Source organism: Denitrobaculum tricleocarpae (assembly GCF_007004665.1).
GTDB lineage: Bacteria > Pseudomonadota > Alphaproteobacteria > Kiloniellales > Kiloniellaceae > Denitrobaculum > Denitrobaculum tricleocarpae.
The window spans coordinates 39,991-61,198 of sequence record NZ_ML660059.1 but is presented as its reverse complement, the minus strand read 5'-3'; the positions used below and the strand labels follow the sequence as shown (position 1 = coordinate 61,198).

The 21,208-nt window shown below is 61.3% G+C and carries 14 protein-coding genes; 4 read left to right on the top strand and 10 right to left on the bottom strand.

Going from position 1 to position 21,208, the window contains the following annotated elements; all coding sequences use genetic code 11:
* Nucleotides 1–177: 177 nt before the first annotated feature.
* The 3 genes from FKG95_RS21050 to FKG95_RS21040 all read left to right on the top strand — a co-directional run bounded on the left by FKG95_RS21050 (nucleotide 178) and on the right by FKG95_RS21040 (nucleotide 6,566).
* Entirely contained in the window at nucleotides 178–2,442 is a 2,265-nt protein-coding gene (locus FKG95_RS21050; RefSeq protein WP_179954204.1) for a methyl-accepting chemotaxis protein, read from the top strand.
* Between the two features lie 342 nt (nucleotides 2,443–2,784).
* Entirely contained in the window at nucleotides 2,785–5,145 is a 2,361-nt protein-coding gene (locus FKG95_RS21045; protein WP_142898396.1) for a methyl-accepting chemotaxis protein, read from the top strand.
* Nucleotides 5,146–5,393: 248 nt separating this feature from the next.
* Nucleotides 5,394–6,566, top strand: coding sequence for an amidohydrolase family protein (locus FKG95_RS21040; RefSeq protein ID WP_142898395.1), 1,173 nt, complete (start codon nucleotides 5,394–5,396; stop codon nucleotides 6,564–6,566).
* Nucleotides 6,567–6,580: 14 nt separating this feature from the next.
* Here FKG95_RS21040 and FKG95_RS21035 read toward each other — a convergent pair whose 3' ends face one another.
* From FKG95_RS21035 to FKG95_RS20990, 10 genes are all read right to left on the bottom strand, one after another.
* A complete protein-coding gene (locus FKG95_RS21035) occupies nucleotides 6,581–7,486 on the bottom strand; it encodes an HAD-IIA family hydrolase (RefSeq protein ID WP_142898394.1) in 906 nt (301 codons plus the stop codon).
* Nucleotides 7,487–7,593: 107 nt separating this feature from the next.
* Nucleotides 7,594–8,700 (bottom strand): low-specificity L-threonine aldolase, encoded by a 1,107-nt coding sequence (ltaE, locus tag FKG95_RS21030; RefSeq protein WP_218940310.1) that lies wholly within the window; start codon nucleotides 8,698–8,700, stop codon nucleotides 7,594–7,596.
* A gap of 49 nt (nucleotides 8,701–8,749) precedes the next feature.
* Entirely contained in the window at nucleotides 8,750–9,409 is a 660-nt protein-coding gene (locus FKG95_RS21025) for an aspartyl/asparaginyl beta-hydroxylase domain-containing protein (RefSeq protein ID WP_142898393.1), read from the bottom strand.
* A 137-nt stretch (nucleotides 9,410–9,546) separates the two neighbouring features.
* Nucleotides 9,547–10,827, bottom strand: coding sequence for an MFS transporter (locus FKG95_RS21020; RefSeq protein WP_142898392.1), 1,281 nt, complete (start codon nucleotides 10,825–10,827; stop codon nucleotides 9,547–9,549).
* Nucleotides 10,824–11,222, bottom strand: a complete 399-nt coding sequence (locus FKG95_RS21015; protein WP_142898391.1) for a hypothetical protein — start codon at nucleotides 11,220–11,222, stop codon at nucleotides 10,824–10,826. The genes FKG95_RS21020 and FKG95_RS21015 overlap by 4 nt, the downstream gene beginning before the upstream one ends.
* Nucleotides 11,223–11,251: 29 nt before the next feature.
* Nucleotides 11,252–13,402, bottom strand: coding sequence for a TonB-dependent receptor (locus tag FKG95_RS21010; protein ID WP_142898390.1), 2,151 nt, complete (start codon nucleotides 13,400–13,402; stop codon nucleotides 11,252–11,254).
* A gap of 237 nt (nucleotides 13,403–13,639) precedes the next feature.
* The gene (locus FKG95_RS21005) at nucleotides 13,640–14,977 is read right to left on the bottom strand and encodes a lysine N(6)-hydroxylase/L-ornithine N(5)-oxygenase family protein (RefSeq protein ID WP_142898389.1); all 1,338 of its coding nucleotides are present in this window, start codon (nucleotides 14,975–14,977) and stop codon (nucleotides 13,640–13,642) included.
* Nucleotides 14,974–16,830: an IucA/IucC family protein gene (locus FKG95_RS21000; protein ID WP_142898388.1), complete on the bottom strand. Its 1,857-nt coding sequence runs from the start codon at nucleotides 16,828–16,830 to the stop codon at nucleotides 14,974–14,976. Before FKG95_RS21000 ends, FKG95_RS21005 begins: the two co-directional genes overlap by 4 nt.
* Nucleotides 16,827–17,873 carry a GNAT family N-acetyltransferase gene (locus FKG95_RS20995; protein ID WP_218940309.1) on the bottom strand — a complete coding sequence of 349 codons (1,047 nt, stop codon included), beginning with the start codon at nucleotides 17,871–17,873 and terminating at the stop codon, nucleotides 16,827–16,829. Before FKG95_RS20995 ends, FKG95_RS21000 begins: the two co-directional genes overlap by 4 nt.
* A gap of 5 nt (nucleotides 17,874–17,878) precedes the next feature.
* Nucleotides 17,879–19,750, bottom strand: coding sequence for an IucA/IucC family protein (locus tag FKG95_RS20990; protein ID WP_179954203.1), 1,872 nt, complete (start codon nucleotides 19,748–19,750; stop codon nucleotides 17,879–17,881).
* 193 nt (nucleotides 19,751–19,943) lie between these two features.
* Between FKG95_RS20990 and FKG95_RS20985 the strand changes: the two genes are divergently transcribed.
* Complete coding sequence (locus tag FKG95_RS20985) at nucleotides 19,944–21,158, top strand: MFS transporter (protein WP_179954202.1); 1,215 nt, start codon at nucleotides 19,944–19,946, stop codon at nucleotides 21,156–21,158.
* Nucleotides 21,159–21,208 lie beyond the last annotated feature (50 nt).

Sequence of the window (21,208 nt, the reverse complement as noted above, 5' to 3'; positions counted from 1 at the left end):
TTAGATTTTATTAAAACCTGTTGTTGTTATTAGTCTGCTCTATCACAACAACTCAAGATCTGTTTGGGTAGTTGCGACGCCTCGTTCGGGAAACCTGCTGTCTGCGGACAGGTCCCGAAACGAAGGCTGAATATCGGGGGTCGGCTCAGGCGCTGACCGATGGAGGAGCGCGCGGGCATGTTTTCATTAATGGCGAATTTGAAGATTTCTCAGAAGTTGCCGATCGCAATTGTCGGAACGGCTTTACTTCTCGGGGCCGGAATAGGCATCAGCAATTACTGGGCTGCGTCCATCCAGGTCAAGGAGGGCGTTGAGCAAAAACTGACAGCGATCGTTGAGGGGCGCGCGGTCGCATTAAGCGATTACCTCACTTCAATCGAGCAGGATATTCGCTATACAGCGACCAATCCCGCGGTGCTTGAGGCTCAGCGGGCTTTTGAGGCCGCCTGGCAAGATCTTGGTTCGGGACAGACCGAGACACTTCAAAAGCTCTACATCACCGAAAACGATCATGCCCTTGGAGAAAAGCACCTGCTGGACGTTGCGGACGATGGCTCCAGCTACAGCAGGGTGCACGCGGCCTATCATCCCTGGTTCCGCCAGTTTCTGCTCGAGCGTTCTTATTACGATATTTTCCTGTTCGATACGGACGGTAACCTGATCTACAGCGTGTTCAAGGAACTCGATTACGCGACCAATCTCAACAGCGGCGAGTGGAAAGACAGCGATCTGGGCAATGCCTTCCGGGCCGCTTTGAAAAACGCGCAGGCCGGGTCGATCTCCTTTTTCGACTTCAAACCCTACGGACCGAGCCATGGCGCGCCGGCGAGCTTCATGTCCACACCGTTGATGACGCCCGATGGCAGCCTGAAGGGTGTCCTGGTCTTTCAGATGCCGATCGACCGCATCAACGCGGTGATGCGTGCCGACCCCCGCAAGGATGAGGACGCCGGCAAGGATGAGGAAGCCGGCAAGGATGAGGCGGCTGAAAAGGACGACCCGGCGGGCCTCGGTTCCACCGGACAGGCCTTCATTGTCGGTGCCGACAATCTGATGCGCAACCAGGCGCGCCTGGAAGAGGAGCCGACAATCCTGGTACAGGAGGTCGCCAACGAGGCAGTCAGCGAGGCTCTTGCGGGGGAAGACGGCGTCAAAATCGTCGAGGGCTACCGGGGTGAGACGGTTCTGGCGGCTTACAGGCCGTTCGAATTCAATGGGGTCGCCTGGGCGATGATCGTCGAGGCGGAACTGCGTGAGGTCATGGCGCCGGTCAAACAGATGCTGGTTGAGATGCTGATGATCGGTGGCGGGTTGCTGATCGCTGTCGGGCTACTCGGTTTCCTGATTGCCCGGGGCATGGCGACGCCGATCCGTCAGGTCACCGAGTTTATGTCGGCACTCGCAAAGGGCGACACACAGCAGGAGGTGCCCTCGACGGGCCGTCGGGACGAAATCGGCGAAATGGCCCAGGCGCTCGTGGTGTTCAAGGAGAACATCTGTGAGGTGGAGCGCCTGAAAATCGAAGAGCAGGACAATCGAATCCGTCAGGAAGAGGAATTGAAAGCCCGGCTCAACCAAATCGCCGACGATCTTGATAAGGAGGTAAAGGCGGCCGTTACGGAAATCAGCAAGAAGGCTGACGGCATGAAGGGCAGCACCTCGGAGATGAACGGCGTTATCGGCCGCCTGAGCGAGCGGACCTCGACGGTTGCCGAGGGGGCGGACCAGGCAAACAATTCCATGCAGACTGTCGCCTCCGCAACCGAGGAACTCTCAACCTCGATCAACGAAATCACCCGCCAGGTCGGGCAGTCCTCCAACATCGCCCAGGCCGCCGCTAAAGAGGCGGAGAGTACCGATCAGACCGTGGGTGGTCTCGCCGAGGCAGCCGAAAAGATCGGCGATGTGATCAACATGATCCAGGATATCGCCGAGCAGACCAATCTGCTGGCCCTGAACGCCACCATCGAAGCAGCCCGGGCAGGAGAAATGGGCAAGGGCTTTGCGGTGGTCGCCGCGGAGGTCAAGAACCTGGCCAATCAGACCGCCAAGGCGACCGAGGAAATCAGCTCACAGATCGGCAGTATCCGCAGCGAGACGGAAGGCGCGGTCGGGGCGATCCGCTCGATCAGCGGCACCATCAAACAGATCAACGAAATCTCCGAGAGCATCAGCACGGCGGTCGGCCAGCAAAGCCATGCAACCCAGGAAATCAGCTCCAGTGTACAGAACACCGTTCAGCATATGACCGAGGTTTCCACTCAGATCGCCGACGTGGCGGGCGAAACCGAACAGGTCAGCGCGCACTCCAATAGCGTCACCGAAAATGCGGACACGACCTCCGCGCATATTGAGAAACTGGATCAGAGCATGACCCGGATTCTGCAGGAGCTGCGGGACTCCGGAAGCCGGGTGTCGGACGAGCTTCTGCGCCAGGCCTGAGCACCACGCTATCGGGGGGCGCCTGGACAGACGCGCCCTGGATAGCGCGGGCGGCGGTGCATCGCTTCCGCTAGAATGGGCCGATTTAGACTTCAGGTCTGCGACGTGCTGAAAGACAAAACTTGTTGTTTCTTTGGCGTGGCGGCAACACAAACCGCCCGACCGATATTGACTACCGGTAAATAACGCGTCCTCTCTTAATGACTTTTTGCCTCTCCGTTGTTTTAACGGACTTGAGCCAAATTTACCTCGTCTTCACGAACAACCGCGTATCTTGTATTTAGTCAAACAATTTATTGGCAAGTATTGAGCCAACAAATAGCTACTTGAGGTGGTAAATCAATGCTCGATTTCCTGAAAAACTTGAAAATCAGGAGCCGGATCGCCCTGGCGCTATTGCTGCCTGTCTTGGGCTTTTTGGCCTTTGCCGGCATCAATGTCGTCAAGCAGTACACCGCTTCGAGAGATCTGTCGCACCTCCAGGAACTGGCACAGGTCGCGCCGGATATCAGTGATCTGGTTCACGAACTGCAAAAGGAACGTGGGAACTCCGCCGGTTTCATCGCCTCTCAAGGGGGGGCGGTCTTCAATGAGCGGCTCACGGCGCAGCGCGAAGCCACCAACAAGATTCGCACTCACTTTAATGGCATCATGGACGCCTTCGATGCGGCGAGCTTCGGCGCGGACTTCGCGAACAAATTGAAATCGGCCCGCGCCAGCGTCGCAGAACTGGATGCGAAGCGGGCTTCGGTAAGCGATCTTTCTTTCACCGTGCCCGATATGGCGAAGTATTACACCGGCACCATCACGAAGCTGCTCGACATCGTGGGCGACATGGCGATCCTGAGCTCGGAGGTCCACATCACGGACGAGATCGCGGCCTACGTTAATCTTCTGCAGGCCAAGGAGCGCGCCGGGATCGAGCGCGCCATGGGCGCGGCCGGCTTCGGCAAGGGCGCCTTCGCGCCGGCGGTGCACGAGCGTTTTATTTCCCTTATCGCGCAGCAACAGGCCTACTTGAAGGGCTTTATGCTTTTTGCCTTGCCGGAGCAGCAAACATTTTACACGGAAACTCTGCGGGGCGAGGCTGTCGAAGACGTCGAACGCATGCGCAGGATCGCCATTGCCAATCCCCACGGCGGCGATCTCCAGGGGATCGAGGCCGGCTACTGGTTCGACCGGATCACCGAAAAAATCGAGCTGCTGAAGCGCGTTGAAGACAGGGTTGCGCAAGATCTCCGGGCTATGGCGGCGAAGTATGGCGAAGAAGCGCAAAGCGGTTTCTTGCTGGCGCTTGGCGTGACTCTGGTTATGCTGCTTGCGACGGCCATTCTTGTAACCGCGACGGTGCGCAGCATCACCGGCCCTATCACGCGCATGACCGCCGCCATGTCCAGTCTGGCGGAGGGAGACCTGAAGGTTCAGATTTCCGGAACCGAACAAAAAGACGAAATCGGTTTAATGGCGCGCGCTTTGACAGTGTTTCAACAGAACGCGAACGAGGTCGAGCGTTTGAAAATCGAGGAAGAAGAGCGGCAGCTTCGGCAGGAAGAAGAGCTGAAGGAGAAGCTCAACGAGATTGCCGACGAGCTGAACAAGGAAGTCAAGGCGGCGGTCACGGATATCAACGTCCAGGCCGACAGCATGAAGGGCAGCACCACGGACATGAACGGCGTGATCAGCCGGCTGGGTGACCGCACCGCAACCGTTGCCGCCGGCGCGGATCAGGTCAGCGGGTCGATCCAGACCGTTGCCTCCGCCGCCGAGGAGCTTTCCGCTTCGATCAGCGAGATCACACGCCAGGTCGAGCAGTCCTCCAGCATTGCGCAGTCTGCCGCAGAGGAAGCCGAGCGCACCGATCAGACGGTCGGCGGTCTGGCCGAAGCGGCCGAGAAGATCGGCGATGTGATCAGCATGATCCAGGACATCGCCGAGCAGACCAATCTGCTGGCGCTCAATGCCACCATCGAGGCGGCGCGGGCGGGCGAGATGGGCAAGGGCTTTGCGGTTGTGGCGGCGGAGGTCAAGAACCTGGCCAACCAGACTGCCAAGGCGACCGAGGAAATCTCCACGCAGATCGGCAGTATCCGCAACGAGACCGAAGGGGCGGTCGGGGCGATCCGTTCGATCAGCGGCACCATCAAGCAGATCAACGAGATTTCCGAAGCGATCAACGAAGGCATTGGACAGCAGAGCCTGGCCACCCAGGAGATCAGCGCGAGCGTTCAATCCTCGGTGCAGCATATGAGCGAGGTCTCGACCCAGATCGCGGATGTCGCCAGCGAGACCGATCAGGTGCGCAGTCACTCCGGCAGCGTGATGGAGAACGCGGAAACCACCTCGACCAACGTTGAGCATCTGGATCAACGCATGGACGCCATCATGGCCGAGCTGCGCAGCTCCGGGAACCGCCGCAAGGACGAGCGGGTTGACGGCGACTGGCACTGTCAGGTGGCCTCGAACGGCGCCGCGCAGAACTGCAAGATCGTCAATATGTCCGTTGGCGGCGCGCGCCTGGAAGGCCTGGACGGTGTCGAGGTCGATGCCCGCGTGAAGGTCTTTGTCGAAGGCCTGAGTGCTGAATTGCCTGCATCGGTCGTCACGGCATCGCCGACAGGCGTCCATCTGCGCTTCGAGCTTGATGACACCGCAAAAGACACAGTCCGCCGCTTTCTTGGTTTGTCCGGCGCCAGAGCCGCTTAGACCGGGTCACGTTCTGGATCTTATGGTTAGATCGGCTTCGCGAGGTCGATAGATCGCCTTCGGCGGTTTCACCTGAATGTGATCTGATCTAGGCCAATGTAAGAGCCCCGGGCGGCCTGTTTCAGGGCCTGGCCGGGCAATCTGCCCATCGGCTTCAAGCCGCTATTCCGCTTGCGCTTTCTTTCTGCGTCTATCACCCTGCTCGCAAATACGAAGTCGACGAAAAAGAGCAATACGGGGAAAAGCACGTGGTGGAGACCGGGAACAAGCTTGTCATCAAAAACATCGGCCTGCTCTTGAGCGGCGCGCTCGAGAAACCGATCCTGGACGCGGATACAGTCGTTGCTGTCGACGGCAGGATCACGGCCTTCGGCAAGGAAGCCGATGTCGACTGCGATCAAGCCGATGTGGTGGTGGACGCCAAGGGCACGACACTTTCTCCCGGTTTGATCGACAGTCACGTGCATCCGGTCATCGGCGACTACACCCCGCGCCAGCAGCAGATCAATTGGATTGACAGCTGTCTGCACGGTGGGGTGACCTCCATGATTTCGGCGGGTGAAGTGCATCTGCCCGGCCGCCCCAAGGACATCGTCGGCCTGAAGGCCATGGCGATCGCGTCCCAGCGCTGGTACGAGAATTTCCGCCCCTCCGGCGTCAAGGTCCATGCCGGGGCTCCGGTGATCGAAGAGGGCATGGAGGAAGAGGATTTCAAACAGCTTGCCGAAGCCGGCGTAAAGCTGCTCGGTGAGGTTGGCCTTGGCAGCGTAAAAGCGGGCGACCGCGCCAAGGAAATGGTCGCCTGGGCGCGCAAGTACGGCATCCAGAGCACGATCCACACCGGCGGTCCTTCCATCCCCGGCTCCGGCCTGATCGATAAGGATGTGGTCCTGGAGGCGGATGCCGACATCATCGGCCATATCAACGGCGGCCACACCGCTTTGCCCGACGATCAGATTGTCTGTCTTTGTGAACAGTGTTCGCGCGGCATCGAGCTGGTCCATAACGGCAACGAGCGCTCGGCCCTGCTGGCCATGCGCACGGCGCGGGAGCTGGAGCAGGTCGAGCGGGTGATCCTGGGCACGGACGCGCCTGCCGGATCGGGTGTGCAGCCGCTCGGGATCCTGCGCATGATTGCGATGCTTTCAAGTCTGGGCGATGTCCCTGCCGAAACCGCCTTCTGCTTTGCCACCGGCAACACCGCGCGCATGCGCGAACTCGACTGCGGCCTGATCGAAATCGGCAAGTCGGCGGATTTCGTCATCATGGACCGGGCCCAGCACGCGCCGGGCAAGACCATCCTGGAATCCGTCGAGCAGGGCAATCTGCCGGGCATCGGCATGACCGTCATCGATGGCGTCGTGCGCAGCCAGCGCAGCCGCAACACGCCGCCTGCCACGACTTTGCCTGAGATTGTCTGAAGCCTGATTTCAGATCAGGTCGTCCGTACGATAAAGTCCGGGACGATCTGGGATTCCGCGATGTAGGGCGCGATCTCGTGTCCCTTGAAGAGGCCATGATCGGTCACCAGGACCGTGCGGAAACCGGCTGCGGCACCGCCCAGGATATCGGTGTGCAGCGTATCGCCCACCATGGCAATGCGATGGCCCGGCATGCCGGGGCGGTCGCGCTCGATGCGGCGGGCGACCTCTTCGAAGGCATTCGCGAAGGGTTTGCCGAAGAAGCGCGGCTCGATGCCCGTGCGGTCCGCGATGTCGTGGGCAAAAAAACCAGGCTCGAAGGAGAGAGAGGCCTCCAGGGGCGCGACGAGATCCGGATTGCCCACCAGGACCGGACGTTTGTTCTTCTGCAAGGACCTGACCAAAAGCTCTTGACGGGGCCGGCTCCAGCCGATGCTCGAGAGCAGGATGAAACCTTCCACCCTGTCATAAAGGGCGGGGTCGTCTTCCAGGAGATGCGGGTTGGCGCAGAGCTCTTCGATCTTTGACTCGGTAAAGGCCATGAAGCCCCATTTGAAATCGGGGGCGAAGTCGCTCATATGGCTGGCCAAGACGTCGCGGCTTGCGACGATCCGCGAGGCGTCGAAGCTGTAGCCCAGGCGGGTGTATTTGGCGCGCGCGGCCGCGGCATTGAAGCTCGCACCGTTGGTCAGGACATAGGTTTCCTTCTCCATCGCCTGCAGGGCCGCGATGCGTTCGGGCGCGCCGGGAATCGCCGTATTGCCCACGTTGATCACCCCGAAGGCATCCAGCACGAAGACATCGAACTCCTTCGCTAACGCCCCGAGGTTTTCGGCCTCGATCGAGTTGGATGGAAACTGAGCCTTTGGCAAACTCTTGCGGACCGCTTCATAGCGCGCAAAGGCTCTGTCCGTACTCATCTGCGGACCGTCGAACACGATAATGGTCTTTCTTTGGAAGGATGCCGTCTGCCGAACTGCTCGGCGAATTCAGAAATCCAGACGCTTCATATCACCCGAAACCCGGGTTAGCTACCCGCCGCCGCCAAATTCTGCCTGGATCTGGCGTAGTAGTCGCCAACCGTCGAGATGATCGTTTCCACATCTTCGTCGGTGATATCCAGATGCGTCACCAGACGGATCGAGGGCTTTTGGCTTCCAAACACGATGCCTTCCTTCGCCAGATGGGTCAGCAGCGCGTCGTGATCCTCCTCGCGCGGAGCCACGAACAGCATGTTGGTGTGGTCGGGGTCGTGGATGACCTTAAGCGCGGGGAATTGTGCCAGGCCTTCCGCCATGCGGGTCGCGCGCCGGTGGTCTTCGGCCATGCGCGCGATGTTGTGCTCCAGCGCGTAGAGCCCGCAGGCTGCCAGCACCCCGGCCTGCCGCATGCCGCCGCCCAGGATTTTGCGCGCCCTGAGCGCTCGCTTGATGAAATCGCGCGGACCGCAGAGGACCGAGCCCACCGGCGTGCCCAGGCCCTTGGAGAGGCAGAGCGAGACGGTGTCGGCCTTGCGGACCAGATCCGCCGGAGGGCAGTCCGAGGCGACCGCGGCGTTCATCAGGCGCGCGCCGTCCATGTGTACGCTCAGGCCGCGGGCGTGCGCCAGATCCGCGATGGCATCGAGGTTGTCCTGATCCTGAACCCGGCCGCCGCAGGTGTTTTCCAGGCATACCAGGCGTGAAACCGCGTAGTGGGGATCATCGGCTTTGATCGCACCTGCCACGGCTTCGAGGGTCAGCGCGCCCTTGCCGTCCAGAGGCAGTCCCACGGGCGAAATGCTGCCCAGCACCGCCGCGCCGGCGGCTTCGTCGTGAAAGATGTGGCTGCCGGCGCCGGCGATGTATTCCTCGCCGCGCTGGCAGTGGGTCATGAGCGCGACCAGATTGCTCTGCGTTCCGGTCGGCAGGAAAAGCCCCGCTTCCTTGCCCAGCAACGTGGCGGCTTTGGATTGCAAAGCTTCGACGGTCGGGTCCTCGCCGTAGACATCGTCGCCCACCTCGGCTTCGGCCATGGCCCGGCGCATTCCGGCGGAGGGTTTGGTGACCGTATCGCTGCGCAGGTCGATCATCCGGCGGCGGTTGCTGCCCGCCCCCTCAGTCTGCGCTGTCTTCATGCCCTCGTACATCGCCATCTGCCGCTTTTTCCTCTTTGATTTCCGATTGATCTCAGCTCGGGTGATCTCAGGTGGGAAGGGCGGCGACCACGTGCACGCGTTGGCTTTCGCCGCCATTCAGCGCGGTATGATAACCCCGTGTGTCGGTAAAATACACCGATCCGTCCGCGGGCAGGTGCGTGACATGGTGATTGACGATAAAAAGCGCACCCGGATTGGTGATGATCGGGATGTGCAGCCGAGGCTCCGGGTCCCGGTGCCAGGAATTGCAGTTGTAAGTGCCCTTGGAAAGCACCCTCATCCGGCCGATGGGAAAGCGCTTGACCAGTTCCTGATGCAGAAATTCGAAATAGCTGCCCTTGAAGGCAGGTACGAACTCGCTGAAGGCATGCTCGTCCACGATATCTTCGCGCGAAACCTCTTCGTAGCTTTCGTCGACGCGGGTGTAGAAGCGCCCCGAGAGATCGTTTGATGTCTCCACCTCGACTCCCGGCCGTCGGGTCAGGGAGAAGGCGCCGAAGCCCTTGTCGAGATCGCCTTTGAAGGCGGTCCGCTGCAGCGCCTCATTTAGTGCCGCGCGCAGCTTTGCGATGTCAAAGCGCAGATCCAGCTTCTGAATGCCGGGTCCGGGCAGGAAATTGGCCACGGACCGGGTATCGGGAGGCTGCGCCAGCCAGTCTTTCATGACGGCGGCGTCCCGCTCGATGCTGTTGCTGCTGATCTTCATAGCGAGATCTCTCCGGGCGTTTTAAACCTCCCGATTGATCCCCATCGCGCGAACGACCGCAAGTCTGAAAAGCGACTCTTTCTTATCCGCCCGGCTCACCTGCAGGCTCACGTGGATGCGGTGTCAATTCTTTCCACTTATGACGATGTGCCCGCATAAGCCGGATGGTTCTGCGGGATCTGCCGCATGCACCAGATCAGGCCGACCAGGGACAGGACCGTCGCGAAGGTAAAGAGGGGGGCATAGCCCACCCAGTCCGCCAGAACGCCGCTGACCATCGAGGCCAGCATATAGATGATCAGCTGGGCGCAGGACAGGATGGTAAAGTCCGTCGCCGGCTGGTTCCGCGAACTGGCACCCATGTAGAGGCTGTAGAGGCCGACCACTTCCATGTAGCGGATCACCGTGTTGAAAAAAGCCAGTCCGATCAGCACCGCCGCGGCTGTGGTCTGGCTCGCGGCGGCCAGTGCAAAGCCGGCGAAGCAGAGCGTGCGCGCGAGCCCCAATCCGTAGAGGCAGGTGAAGAGGCCGTATTTGCGGATGACGAAGGCCGCCAGGAGCGATCCTCCCAGCCCCACGGTCGCGGCGGAGGCGCCGCTGGTCAGGCCGACAAGGCTCAGAGAGAGGCCCTGATCGACCAGAAAGGGTTGCTCCATGGGCTTCACGAAGCCCTCGCTGCAGCGATAAAGCAGGGCGAAGGCCAGGACCTGAAGGGAATCGGGACGGCGCAGGAAGGCCATCAGGGAGGGCCGTTCCTTTCCCGCCGTATCGCTTTCCTCGGGCGCACTCTTTTCCTGCATCAGACAGATCGGCAGGGCGGCGAGCCCGGCCAGGGCCGCGATCGAGAACATCGTGACCTGCCAGCCGAAGTTGTCGTAGAGGATCAGCGCGAAGGCGCTGCCGATCAGAACGCCGGCTGCGATGCTGCCGCCCTGAATGGCGTTGCCATAGGCGCGCTGGGCGGGGGTCAGGACCTCGACCGCGTAGCCGTCGGTGGCGATGTCCTGAGTCGAGGCAGCCAGCGCAACCAGGCAGGCAATCCCGAAGATGATGAAAAAGTCGTCCAGCGGCGAGAGCTGCGACATGACCAGGATCAGGCCGATAATCGTCGCCTGCATAGGCAGGATCCAGGAGCGCCTGCGGCCCAGGCGCGAGAGTTGGTAACGATCGACAATGGGGGCCCAGAGGAACTTCAGGATCCAGGGGATCAGCAGAACCCCGATGGCGCCGATCATGGTGCGCGAGACACCCTGCTCGCGGAAGATCGCAGGCAGGGCGGCAATGAAGAGGTAAATCGGAATGGCCTGCGCGATGTAGAGACCGGTCAGGACCGCCAGGACCCGGCCCGGCGGCATGCGTTTGACGTCCGGCGCTGCTCCGAGGCCGTCGGATGATGGGGCAGGTGAGGAGTCGGTCATGCCTGGCCCCGCTTGTTGTCGTAGAGTTCCAGCCAGTCCCGCAGGATCGGCAGCACGTCTTCCTCGCGCGCGACGCGCCGGGTGGGAAAGGGCATGGCGCGGATAAAGGCCTCGTCACTTTCTTCCGGGTCGATCTTCGGGCGCACGCGAACCAGACCGAAACAGACCTCCGCGAGATGTGCGCGGTTCTCTTTGAACCACATGTTCTGCGCCCGGCGGGTTTCGTGGGTGACCTCACCGCTTTCGATATCGATGATCGAAATCAGGCCGAAGGGAGACTGACGTTCCGAGAGCTGCTTCAAAGCCTCAAGGTAGCTGCGCTCGTCATCCTCGGTGACCGTGCCGGTCAGGCTCATCCTGAGAAAGGGATCCGAGGTCGTGTCGAAAGTGAACATCGGCTTTTGTCTTCCTGGGAATGACTGGCTCAGAACGTGCGGCTGTAGCGCAGGGAGACCACGCGTCCGAAGCCATTGACGGGGCGGTTGCGCGAGGCACTCGCCGTCGGGTTTTCGTACTCCACATCCAGGATGTTCTCGACGCCCAGGCTGAGTTTGCCGTCGAGGAGCGGATAATCGGCGGCGAGGTTAAAGGTCAGGGCATTGTCGATCTTGACCTGCTGTACGCCGTCGTCCCGGTCGCGCGAGCCGGTGTAGAGCGCCTCGAAGCGCAGGTTCAGATCGAAGTCCGTCGCATAGGTGGCGTAACCCGTGATGCGCATCGGCGGTCCGATGCGGTTGTTCGGCAGATAGGAGTCCAGGTCGCCGTCGCCCTCCGTGTCGCGCTTGCCTTCGCTCCAGGAAAAGACGCTGCCGAGGGTCAGTTGATCATCGACGTCGACCTCGCCCACGGCCTCGAAGCCGTAGACCCGTTCCTTCTGTTGGCTGACTTCGTTGGTTGAGACGTCGAAGGTCGTGCCCAGGTCCGACTCGCTGATATAGGCGCTGAGGTTGCCCCGGTAAGACTCCCATTCGCCGCGCATGCCCACTTCGTAGTTGTCCACCAGCTGCGCTTCCGGCGCGATGTCGGAAAAGTCTACGGGACCGGCGGTCCCCAATCCGGCGCGACGGGTAAACCCGCCCACATCAGGCAGGGAATAGCCCTGTGAAAAGGCGCCAAAGACTTCGATTTCGTCGTTCAGATAAACAACGGCCCCGATGTTGAAAACCGTCTCGCTATAGGTCGCCGTGCCACCGGTGACATCGACAGCGGGGAGGTCAAAGCCGGAGAAATTATAACTTGGCCGGTTGAAGTCTTCGAGCTCAAGCTTGAAGCGCTCATAGCGCAAGCCGCCGCGCAGCTGCAGCCAATCCACGGGTGCCACCTCCAGCTGCGCAAACCCGGCGTAGCTGTCTTGCTCCATCGGCGCAATGGCTTCAACGCCGTCCTGAAAATGCTGCGTGGTTTCGTCATGGGTGTAGTCGAAACCCCAGGTCACGCCCAAGCTGTCGTATATGCTGTCCAGTTTGGTATCGACCGTGGTGCGCAGGCCGAGCTGGTCTGCAAGCAAGGTCGTCTGTCCCTCGTCACGGTTGATATAAACCGCCGGGTTGGCGACCGATTGCCGGGCATCCGCAAAGCGCTTCTCGATATCGTTGCGGAAGGCCTGGATCGAGAGGCTGCCCAGGACGAATTCCTTGTCGTCGAACTTCAGCGCCTGATAGTTGGAGTCTTCAGTGATGCTCTTTGCGTCATAGGGGTCCGCGAAGTCGACGCTGACCGGATCGGTGTCGTAGTCGGTGTAAAACTCGGGCTCCTGGTCGAAGCGGGTCAGCTCCGCGGTCAGTTCGATGCGCTTGCTGTCGTTATCGAAATCCCGGCCGAGCTTGACCAGGCCGTTGTAGGAATCGCCGTTCGCGAAGGCACCCTGTCCGAGCAGGGGATCATCGGGCAGGCGGTCGCCGTCGCCGTCGAAAGTGTCGCGGGTCATCTCGCCCGTGACCACTGCCAGGTAGTCGAAATGACTGTTGTCGCCCGAGAGCCGGAGCGAGGCTTCCGGCGCCAGGGAGTCCTCGACGTCCGCGGTGAAGGCGCGCAGGCCCGCGCTGACTCCGAACGAGGGTTTGCCGTCCGTGGACTTCTTGGTGATGAAGTTGATGATGCCGCCGGTCGCGCCGTTGCCGTAGATGCTGCTGGCGCCGTTGACCACCTCGATCCGCTCGATCTGGTTGAGATCGATCAGGGAGATAATCCGGGACACGTTGCGCAGGGGCGTGTTGCGCGATACGCCGTCGACCAGCACCTGCACGCCGCGTCCGCGGAAGGTCTCCGCTGAGCCGGAAACGGTCTGGTTGCTGGAAGAATAGCCGGGGACGAACTTCGACAGGATGTCTGCCGGGTCGCTGGAAATCGAGAGCTGCTGTTCGATCTGCTCGCTGTCGATGATCACGACGGAACCAGGGATGGCGGAAACCGGGCGCGGGGCCCGGGTCGCGGTATTGATGACGGGCTCCAGTTCAACCGGAGGTGTAGTGTTTTCGCTGCTGGTCGTGTCCTGGGCCCGGCTCTGTCCCGCACCCGCGGCAAGACTTACCGCCAAACCAAGTACCGACGCTTGATACGCAAAGCGTATGTTCATGTAATCCCCCAGAAATTTCCTGAAAACGCCGTTGCTCAGGCGTACGGACGCGCAGGGGTCACACGAGCTTCATACGACCCCGCGCCGTGTCCTATTCAATGACTGAGTGCTTATTTCAGATATGCAAATAAGAATCAATCGCAAAATTGAAATCAACCGTAAATACCTATGCTCTTGGGCGTTCAAGCGGGTCTGCATCCGGTCCTTCATGGGGAGATTAGAGTTACGCTGTCGGCCTCAGGCGGCGACCGTCCCCGCGTCTTCGGTCCGGCTTTCCGAGATCCAGTTAATGGCCGGCGGGCACTGCTCGATGTCATAGACCTGCCGTCCGAGCAGATCGTTCACGATGGCCGCGCTGCGCCAGGCCATGAGGCTCAGCTGGGGATCGGCGATACCGTGGCTGTGGCGTGCTGTGTTCTGCATGTAGATCCGCCGGTCTGACGGACCTTCCCACAGAACTTTGAAGGACTCGTCCAGGCGCGGGCGGCCTTGGTTGTCGAACTCCATGCGCCCTATGATCGGCTGAAGGATCTCGGGCAGGCGAGTCCGGTACCCGGTGCAGAGGATGACGACATCCGCCTGTACTGCCTCTCCCTCACCGATCATGAGGTTGTGCAGGTTCAGGCTGAAGACCTCTTCGCCCTCCCGCAGTCCGGTAACCTCGCGGCCCGGCGAGAGCGTGAGGCGGCGATCATCGTCCGAGAGATGCCGGTGCTGATAGAGCAGATGATAGATTTCGCGCAGGGTAGAGGGCGAGATACCGTCGCTCTTGAGTTTCTGACTCTCCACGATGCCCGCCTTGCGGCCTTCCGGAAGCCGGAAGAAAAGCCGCAGGTAATCGGGCGTGAAGCATTCGTCGGCGAAGTGCGAGTCGTCGAGCTGGTCGAAGTTCGGCCGCCTGCTGATCCAGTTGACCGACGCGGGCCGCCCGAATGCCTCCCGCGCGAGGGTCAGAAAGACCTCGGCACCGGTCTGGCCGCCCCCGACGATGGCCACGCGCTTGCCGGTGACATCCGGCGTACGATGCAGAATCTCGCTGGCGTGGAAGCAGCGCGCGTCCAGCTGCGCCGGTGCCCAGTCGGGAAGGTTCGGTCTGTGGCCGGTCGCGATACAGAGGTTTTTGGCCGCGTCTGTATCCCGGTTCCGGCGCACCTGAAACCGCGCGCCGTCGAACGCGACTTCCCGTACCGGCGTGTTGAAGCTGGCATTGCGGACCCGCGATGCGACCCAGCCCAGGTAATCGGCAAATTCACTCCGGCTGATGTTCTCGAAGGAGGCATTGACGAAGTCATAAAACCGCTTCTTGTGCACCAGATAGGCCAGAAAGCTGTGGCGACTGGTGGGATCGGCGGCGGTCACGAGGTCCTTCAGGAATGAGGTCTGCAGACGTGCGTCCGGCAGCATCAGGCCCGGGTGCCAGTCGAACTTCGGCCGCTGATCGAAAAAGCGCGCGTGGAAATCGGTCACAGGCTCCAGCAGAGCTGCCAGGCTCAGATTGGAGGGGCCGAGGCCGACACCGACCAGATCGTGAGAAGGCGCAGTTGTGGAAGGTTGGGTCATGGCAGACTGACTCATGGACAGGTCTCTTCCTTGTTTGCGTGAAAGGGGGCGTCAAATCTATAGAGCGGATTCTCGATCTCCTTGCCGACCGCCGGGCTGGGCCGCTGGTCGGAATCCGCGTAGCCGATTTCGAAGCGGGCCTTGTTGAGGCAGACCCGCGGGATCTTGGGTGCGAAGAGCTCGAAAAGCCGGAAGCGCTCCGCCAGCTCAGGATGCTGCCGCTCATAGTCGCGGAGTTTTCCGGCAAGCAGGCCGTAGAAGTCCGCTTCTTCCAGCAACCCGCAATCCGCGGCAGCTTCCGAGATAAAGCGCAAGACCGTCACGAAGTGACCGGTCTGAATGTTGTGGACGATCACCTCGGGGTGCTTCCTCGGCAGGATGTCGCGAATCTCCTGGTCCAGGCTTTCGAGTTCCTCGAAGGGCCGGTCGACCAGATCCAGATCGCCCTGGAAGTCCTTGACCACCAAGGCTGCCGGTGCCCAGTCGCGCAGAACGACGGAGATGTTCTGGCCGTGGGCAATGAAGGCAACGCCATGGCGGCAGAGGAAGTGATAGAGCGGCACGGTGATTTCGTCGAACAGGCGGGCGAACCAGTCTTCGGGCGACAGGCCGGAGCGCGCGATATACTCAGCAAGCAAGGGCCGCCCGTTGCAATCGCGGTGATGGAGCGCCGAGAGCATCACACCGCGTTCGCCGGCCTCCAGCTTGCCGTCCAGTCTCTCCCGCCAGATCGCACCGAGCCCTTCGTGGTAGCGGTAGGGAACGCCCTCGATCAGATCGAAGGTGGAGTTGGGAACCTGCAAACCCGCAACCTCACGCAGGATCAGCGTGCGATGGGTTCGGCTGAGAAAAGGATCCCTCTCCACCAGTTCGACCAGCCAGTCGGAGAGCCGCGGGCCGATGGGAATGTAGCGGCCGGGAATGCCCCGGTAGCAGGAGGTGTTGAGGATCGAGAGCGACAGCTTGATGTCGAAGCCCTTGGCCCGATCGATGTTGCTTAGCGTGCGCAGCGAGGGTTGTGCCCGAAACCGGTCGCCGAGGCTGCCCAGAAATACGATGCGCCCGGCTGCAAGATCCTCAGCGAACCACTGGGTGATGACATTCTGCCACTGCCAGGGATGCACCGGCACCAGGGCAAAGTCATCGCCGGTCAAACCCTTGCTGTCCAGGATCTCCTGCAGGCGCAGTGCATCTTGCGAGTCCATGGCCGCCTGCAATAGCGCCTGTTCGGAGCAATCGTTTGCCTGTGCCGCCGTGATGCCCTTGCGGGCGACCGCCAGCCAGACCAGTTGGAAAGAGCTGCCGAACTCGGGCGCATAAGCCTCGAAGTCATCCTGTCCCCAACCCAGGCGGCCCTTGCTGGTGATCGCTTTGGGATGGCCTTCCAGGCGCGCCAGCAATCCGGTTTCCGGCAACTCCGCGAGCGTGCTTGCGGTTGTTTCGGCGTTCAGGCGTGCCAGCTGCGCATCCGCGATCAAGGTATTCTGAAGGTCGCGCAGGTACCAGGCCATATCGGCCGGGACCATGCCGATTTCGACGCGCGCATCTGCGACGAACTGAAAGATACTGAGCTCCTGGGGGCCGGTGCCGTCGACGACGCGCGTCAACGTCTCCGGATCGATCGAGAGATTGCCCCAGGCCCTTGTCACGCCCTGAAAGCGGTAGCTTTCCCCGGACGCGAGGGAGAGCAGCCACGCGCTCTTTTCCTCGGACCAGGCCGGATGAATGACCTGCTCATAGGCCAGCTCGCTGATCGCCTTGGCAAGCAGGTTGCGCTGCGCCCTGGCCCAGTACCTGCATCCGGGCTTTTGCGCGGTTTCGAACTCGGGCCCGCGGGCTGCGGCAAGCTGCGCCGCGACGGCGCTCACAACCGCACCGTCTCGAAAAAGGTCTCCCGGTCGCACTGCATCAGGGCCGAGCGCTTGTGCGGGAAATCGAATTCCTTGACCTTGTAATAGGCAACGTCATCGGCATAGCGCAGAAGCTTCGTGTGGGACGCCCGGGGCTCGCCCACCACTTTACGGCTGCGCAGATCGTCGATGAAAAGATAGTGGGTCAGCGCGCGCAGCCAGGCGAGAGTCTTGGCATGGCCCAGGTGGCGGCGGTTGCCGACCAGCCCGTGCCAGCCCCGGTCGTAGTCGTCGGCGTCGTAATAGGATCCCAGGCGGTCTTCCTTCGCCCAATAGACTTCGAAGTATCCGAAGGGGTCGCCGTCGAAAGACCCGATCAGCCCGAAGGCATGAGGATCCTTCCGCAGGGTCTCCAGATAAGCCGCCAGCTCTTCCTCGCTCTGTGCAAGCTCCCAGAAGAAGGCAACGCGTCCGTCGTTCATCCAGCTGTAAAATGTCTCCAGATCCCTGGCCGGGTCGATGGCCCGGAAGGAGATCGTCATGTCGATCACAGGATCGTAACGCTCATAGACCAGGCCGCGTGGTTCGGGCGGGCGTTGCGGGTGTCGGATCTTGCCCATCTCGGTGACGCTGGTCAGCGGCATGCAGCTGGAGGGGCGGCAGTGCAGCCAGGGCGCGGCGCTCTGGAAGAAAGCTTTTCTCTCAAAGGAGACGGTTTTGCCTGCCGCGCTCACCGAAACCAGAGCCAGATCATGGTCGCTGTGCAGCGTGCGTTCGAGCAGACCGGGTGCCAGCTCAATTGCATCGCTCTCGGGCAGATCGATAAAAGTACGTTCAATCATGCGCAGCAGATGCGGCGCCGGGAAGGGTGTCGCACCGGACTCAACCCCCGCAGGCAGGGAAAGCGTGACCCGGCCGGGCTGATCGGCGTCGCGAAAACTCCGCACGAGCATCATGCCCACGGGATCCATCGCCGCGTTCTCCTGGTCCAGGTCGTCGACTCCCTGTGCCGCCGCATGGGGTGGCGGCTGGTCTTGAAGCTCATTTTGTGACAGTTGCATGCTCATTACCCTGTTTTGGCCAAGCGTGCTTCCGGCATCCTTGGCGTTGAAGTTTCGGCGTTCGAAGGTGCGTAAATCGGGTTTGCCATGGGCACGTAAACGGCCAGTTGGTCCTGGCCCTCATGACTCTCGTTGATATCGCGCAGGCAGGTCAGGAAGTTGCCCTTTGACCAAAGGGTCTCTTCCTCGAGCAGCTTGGTGACGAAACGCGGATCGCGCAGACCCTCTTCGCGCAGCTTCAACAGGAATTCCCGCAGGCTTGCAAAAAGGGAAGCCTCGTCCGTGCTCCCGCCCTGGGCGATGGAGGCGATGACATTGAAGAGGTTGTTGACGATCAGGTAGTAGCCGTAGAGCCGGTCACCCAACTCATCGGACACCGTGTTTTGCGCCTCGCCGCCGATGCCCGGCAGGTAAGACTTCAGCACCTCGTGGGCGCTGTCGCTGTGGCCGGTGCCCTGACAGTCCCGGTAGTAAACCCGCAGCGGATAGTCTTCCTGAAGGCTCAGGACGGTATTCTGCTGATGGGCGCCGAACAGCAGGCCGTAGTCGGCGTGGATCTGCAGAAAGGGTGCGAGCACGACCTTAAGGAATCGGTCGAACCAGAGCAGGCTTGCCGCCGCTTCGCTGCGTCCTTCGCGCAGGGCAATGCGCCGGATCAGCGCCGTTATCCTGCTGCACCCGCCCTCGGGATGGTCCTGGCAGAGGGTCGCCAGAACTTCGGTGTGGAGGGCCGCGTCCCGCTTGAAAGGGTTCTGGCGGAAGAGCACGGCGCTCTCGCGAATGGTCGCCCCCTGGCTGTCCTTGAGCGCCATATGGACCGGCTCGCTCAGGATCCGGAAACTCGGGAAGCGTTTCGAGATTTCCTGCCAGAGGGGCGTCGCGAAAAGCTGATGAATCTGTTTGCCTCGTTCCCACTCCTTGGGCAGCAGCACCCGGACCGAGTTGGTCAGGCGTACGCTCAGAGAAAATTTCAGCATGTAATCGGCATGCTCGGCATAGAGGGTCCGGACCGACGACGTCGGGTGAAAAGACGAACCCGGCGTGCCCAGGTCGATCAGATCGCCGTTCGCCAGCATCGCCTTGATCCCGGATTGCGCCAGCAGGTGCTCGGCCTGCCAGGGGTGCATCGGCATGGGCAGGTGTGTGGGCGCATTCTCGATCAGTGTCAGGCTGTGCGCGGGAAAGGCGTCATCCGATGCGATCAGGTCCGTGAGCGCCTGCCGCAAGGGAAGGTCTTCGGTGCCGCCGGCATCCAGCCGCTCCCGATGCACCAGCATCCAGCGCAGCGGAAAAGCTGCCGCGAACTCCGGTGCCAGGGCCCGCACCTCCTCCTGTGAAAGTTCATCGTGGCTCTTGGGCGTTGGGTGAACCGGATGACCCAGCAGGAGTGCCTGCTCAGCTTCGATGAAAGAAAGCGGCCGGGTGAAGAGCGCATCCAATTCGCCACGCCGGTAATCCAGCGCATCCGCAAGACTCTCCTGGCTGTCGAGCAGCCGGCCTAAAAAAGTTGCGCGTCCGGCGGCAGAGACCTCGCCTACGATTTCAGGCTCATGCAGGATCAGACTGGCCAGGGCCGTCAGATCGATCGGTCGCGCGCTCCGGGGCTCCCGGCCCAGCAGGACCGGGTCGTAAAAGCAATGCCGTCCCGCGGCCGAACGATGCTTCAGGCCGATGTACGCGCTCAGGCCTGACGCGCGCAGCGGGAGGACCAGGAGTTTCTTTTGCGCAGTTGCTCCCGACGCAGCGTGCTCCTCTGCTTGACACGAAGTCAGCGCACCCGGCGCGGCTTCCCGGCATATCGTCCAGCCGCTATATTCGCGCAACAATGCGTTGAGAAAAGACGTCGGAGAGGGGTCGAGTGTTTTGAGGGTTTGCATCGTTCGCCCTGAGGTTTCCATCGCCGATGTTGGGACTCATAATGCAATTGATTCTTAATTGCAAATATCATTTTTATTTTTTAGAGTGATTTCCTGAAGCGAGAAACCTTTATCTAAAATATTGAAATATTGCAGAAAAATGAAAATCTCTACAGAGTTTCACAGATTTGGGCAGCTGTTTCGGAGCCTATCCGTGTCAAAGAGCGGGCCATTGCCGGGGTTGTGCCTGACTTTGGCCGTCACTGCCGTCGGGCAGGCGGTTCTCTTTACGATGGTTCCCGTAATTGGCGAAACCACAAACATTGACTTGCGTGGCCTGAGTCTGGTTGTCGCACTGGGAATTCTGGCTTTCGTCGTGGCGGCACCGCTCTGGGGCCGGGCCAGCGACGAATTGGGACCACGCAGGGTCATGCTGATGGGCTGTGGCGGTGTGATCCTCGGTCAGGCCGGCTTCGCGCTGGCGATTGAACTGGCGGCAAGGGGCTATGCCGGACCGGACGGCACCCTCACCGCGATGATTCTTTTCCGCGTGATTCACGGGGCGGCCGCCGCCGCGCTTTTCCCTGTCGCGCAGGCCTGGGTCGCGGGCGTCTACGATGAGTCGGAACGCCTTTCGAAGTTCGGCGCCTTGCGCCTGGCCATGACAATCGGACGCCTTGCCGGCCCTGCGCTCGCTGCCGGCCTGACGCTTCTGGCAGCCTTGGCGCCGATCCATGCTCTTGTTGTGTTCGCGCTGCTCGCCTTCCTGGCCATGTCGCTTTGTCCGGAACCTGCCGGGACGCCGCAGGAGCACTTGGACGAAATTGCACCGAAGCCGCGCGCCCGTTCCGCAGTCCGCGCCTTTCCGCTCCTGCTGAGCGTCGTGGTGCTGCTGGCGCTCATGAATGGACAGCTCCAGTTTTCCATTGGGCTGCATGCACAGACCCGTCTCACCCTGGACGCTGTGCAGGCCAGTCAGTTCGTGGGCCTCTTGATGAGCTTGGCCGCGGTTGCCGCGATCCTGGTTCAGGTCTTTGTGTTGAGACGCCTCAACGAGCGGACCTTCCTGGCCCTCGCCGTTTCCGGTCTCCTGGCAAGCAGCGCTGTCGCCCTCGTCTATTGGGGTTGGAATTGGGGAAGTTTCGCACTGGCCGGTGTCTTCGTCGGCGCATCGCTGGCCATGGCGTTTCCCGCCTGTGCGGCACTGCTTGCAGCCTCCCGGGAGCCCGGCCATTTCGGCAGCGCCATGGGTGCGTTCGGTTCCGCGCAGACCATCGGCTACGCCCTTGGCGCCGCGTTGGGCGGCCTCTATGAAATCGCCCCCGCGGTCTCTTTCGGAGTCTCCTTCTGCGCGCCGCTGGCCGCAGTTGTTCTGGCCTCAGTTTCTCCGGCACTGAGAAGTCCGCAAATGAAGCCAGCCGGGCGCTGACGTCACAATGAAGGAGTCCGGAATTTTCCGTTTGGCCATGCGCCTGCTAA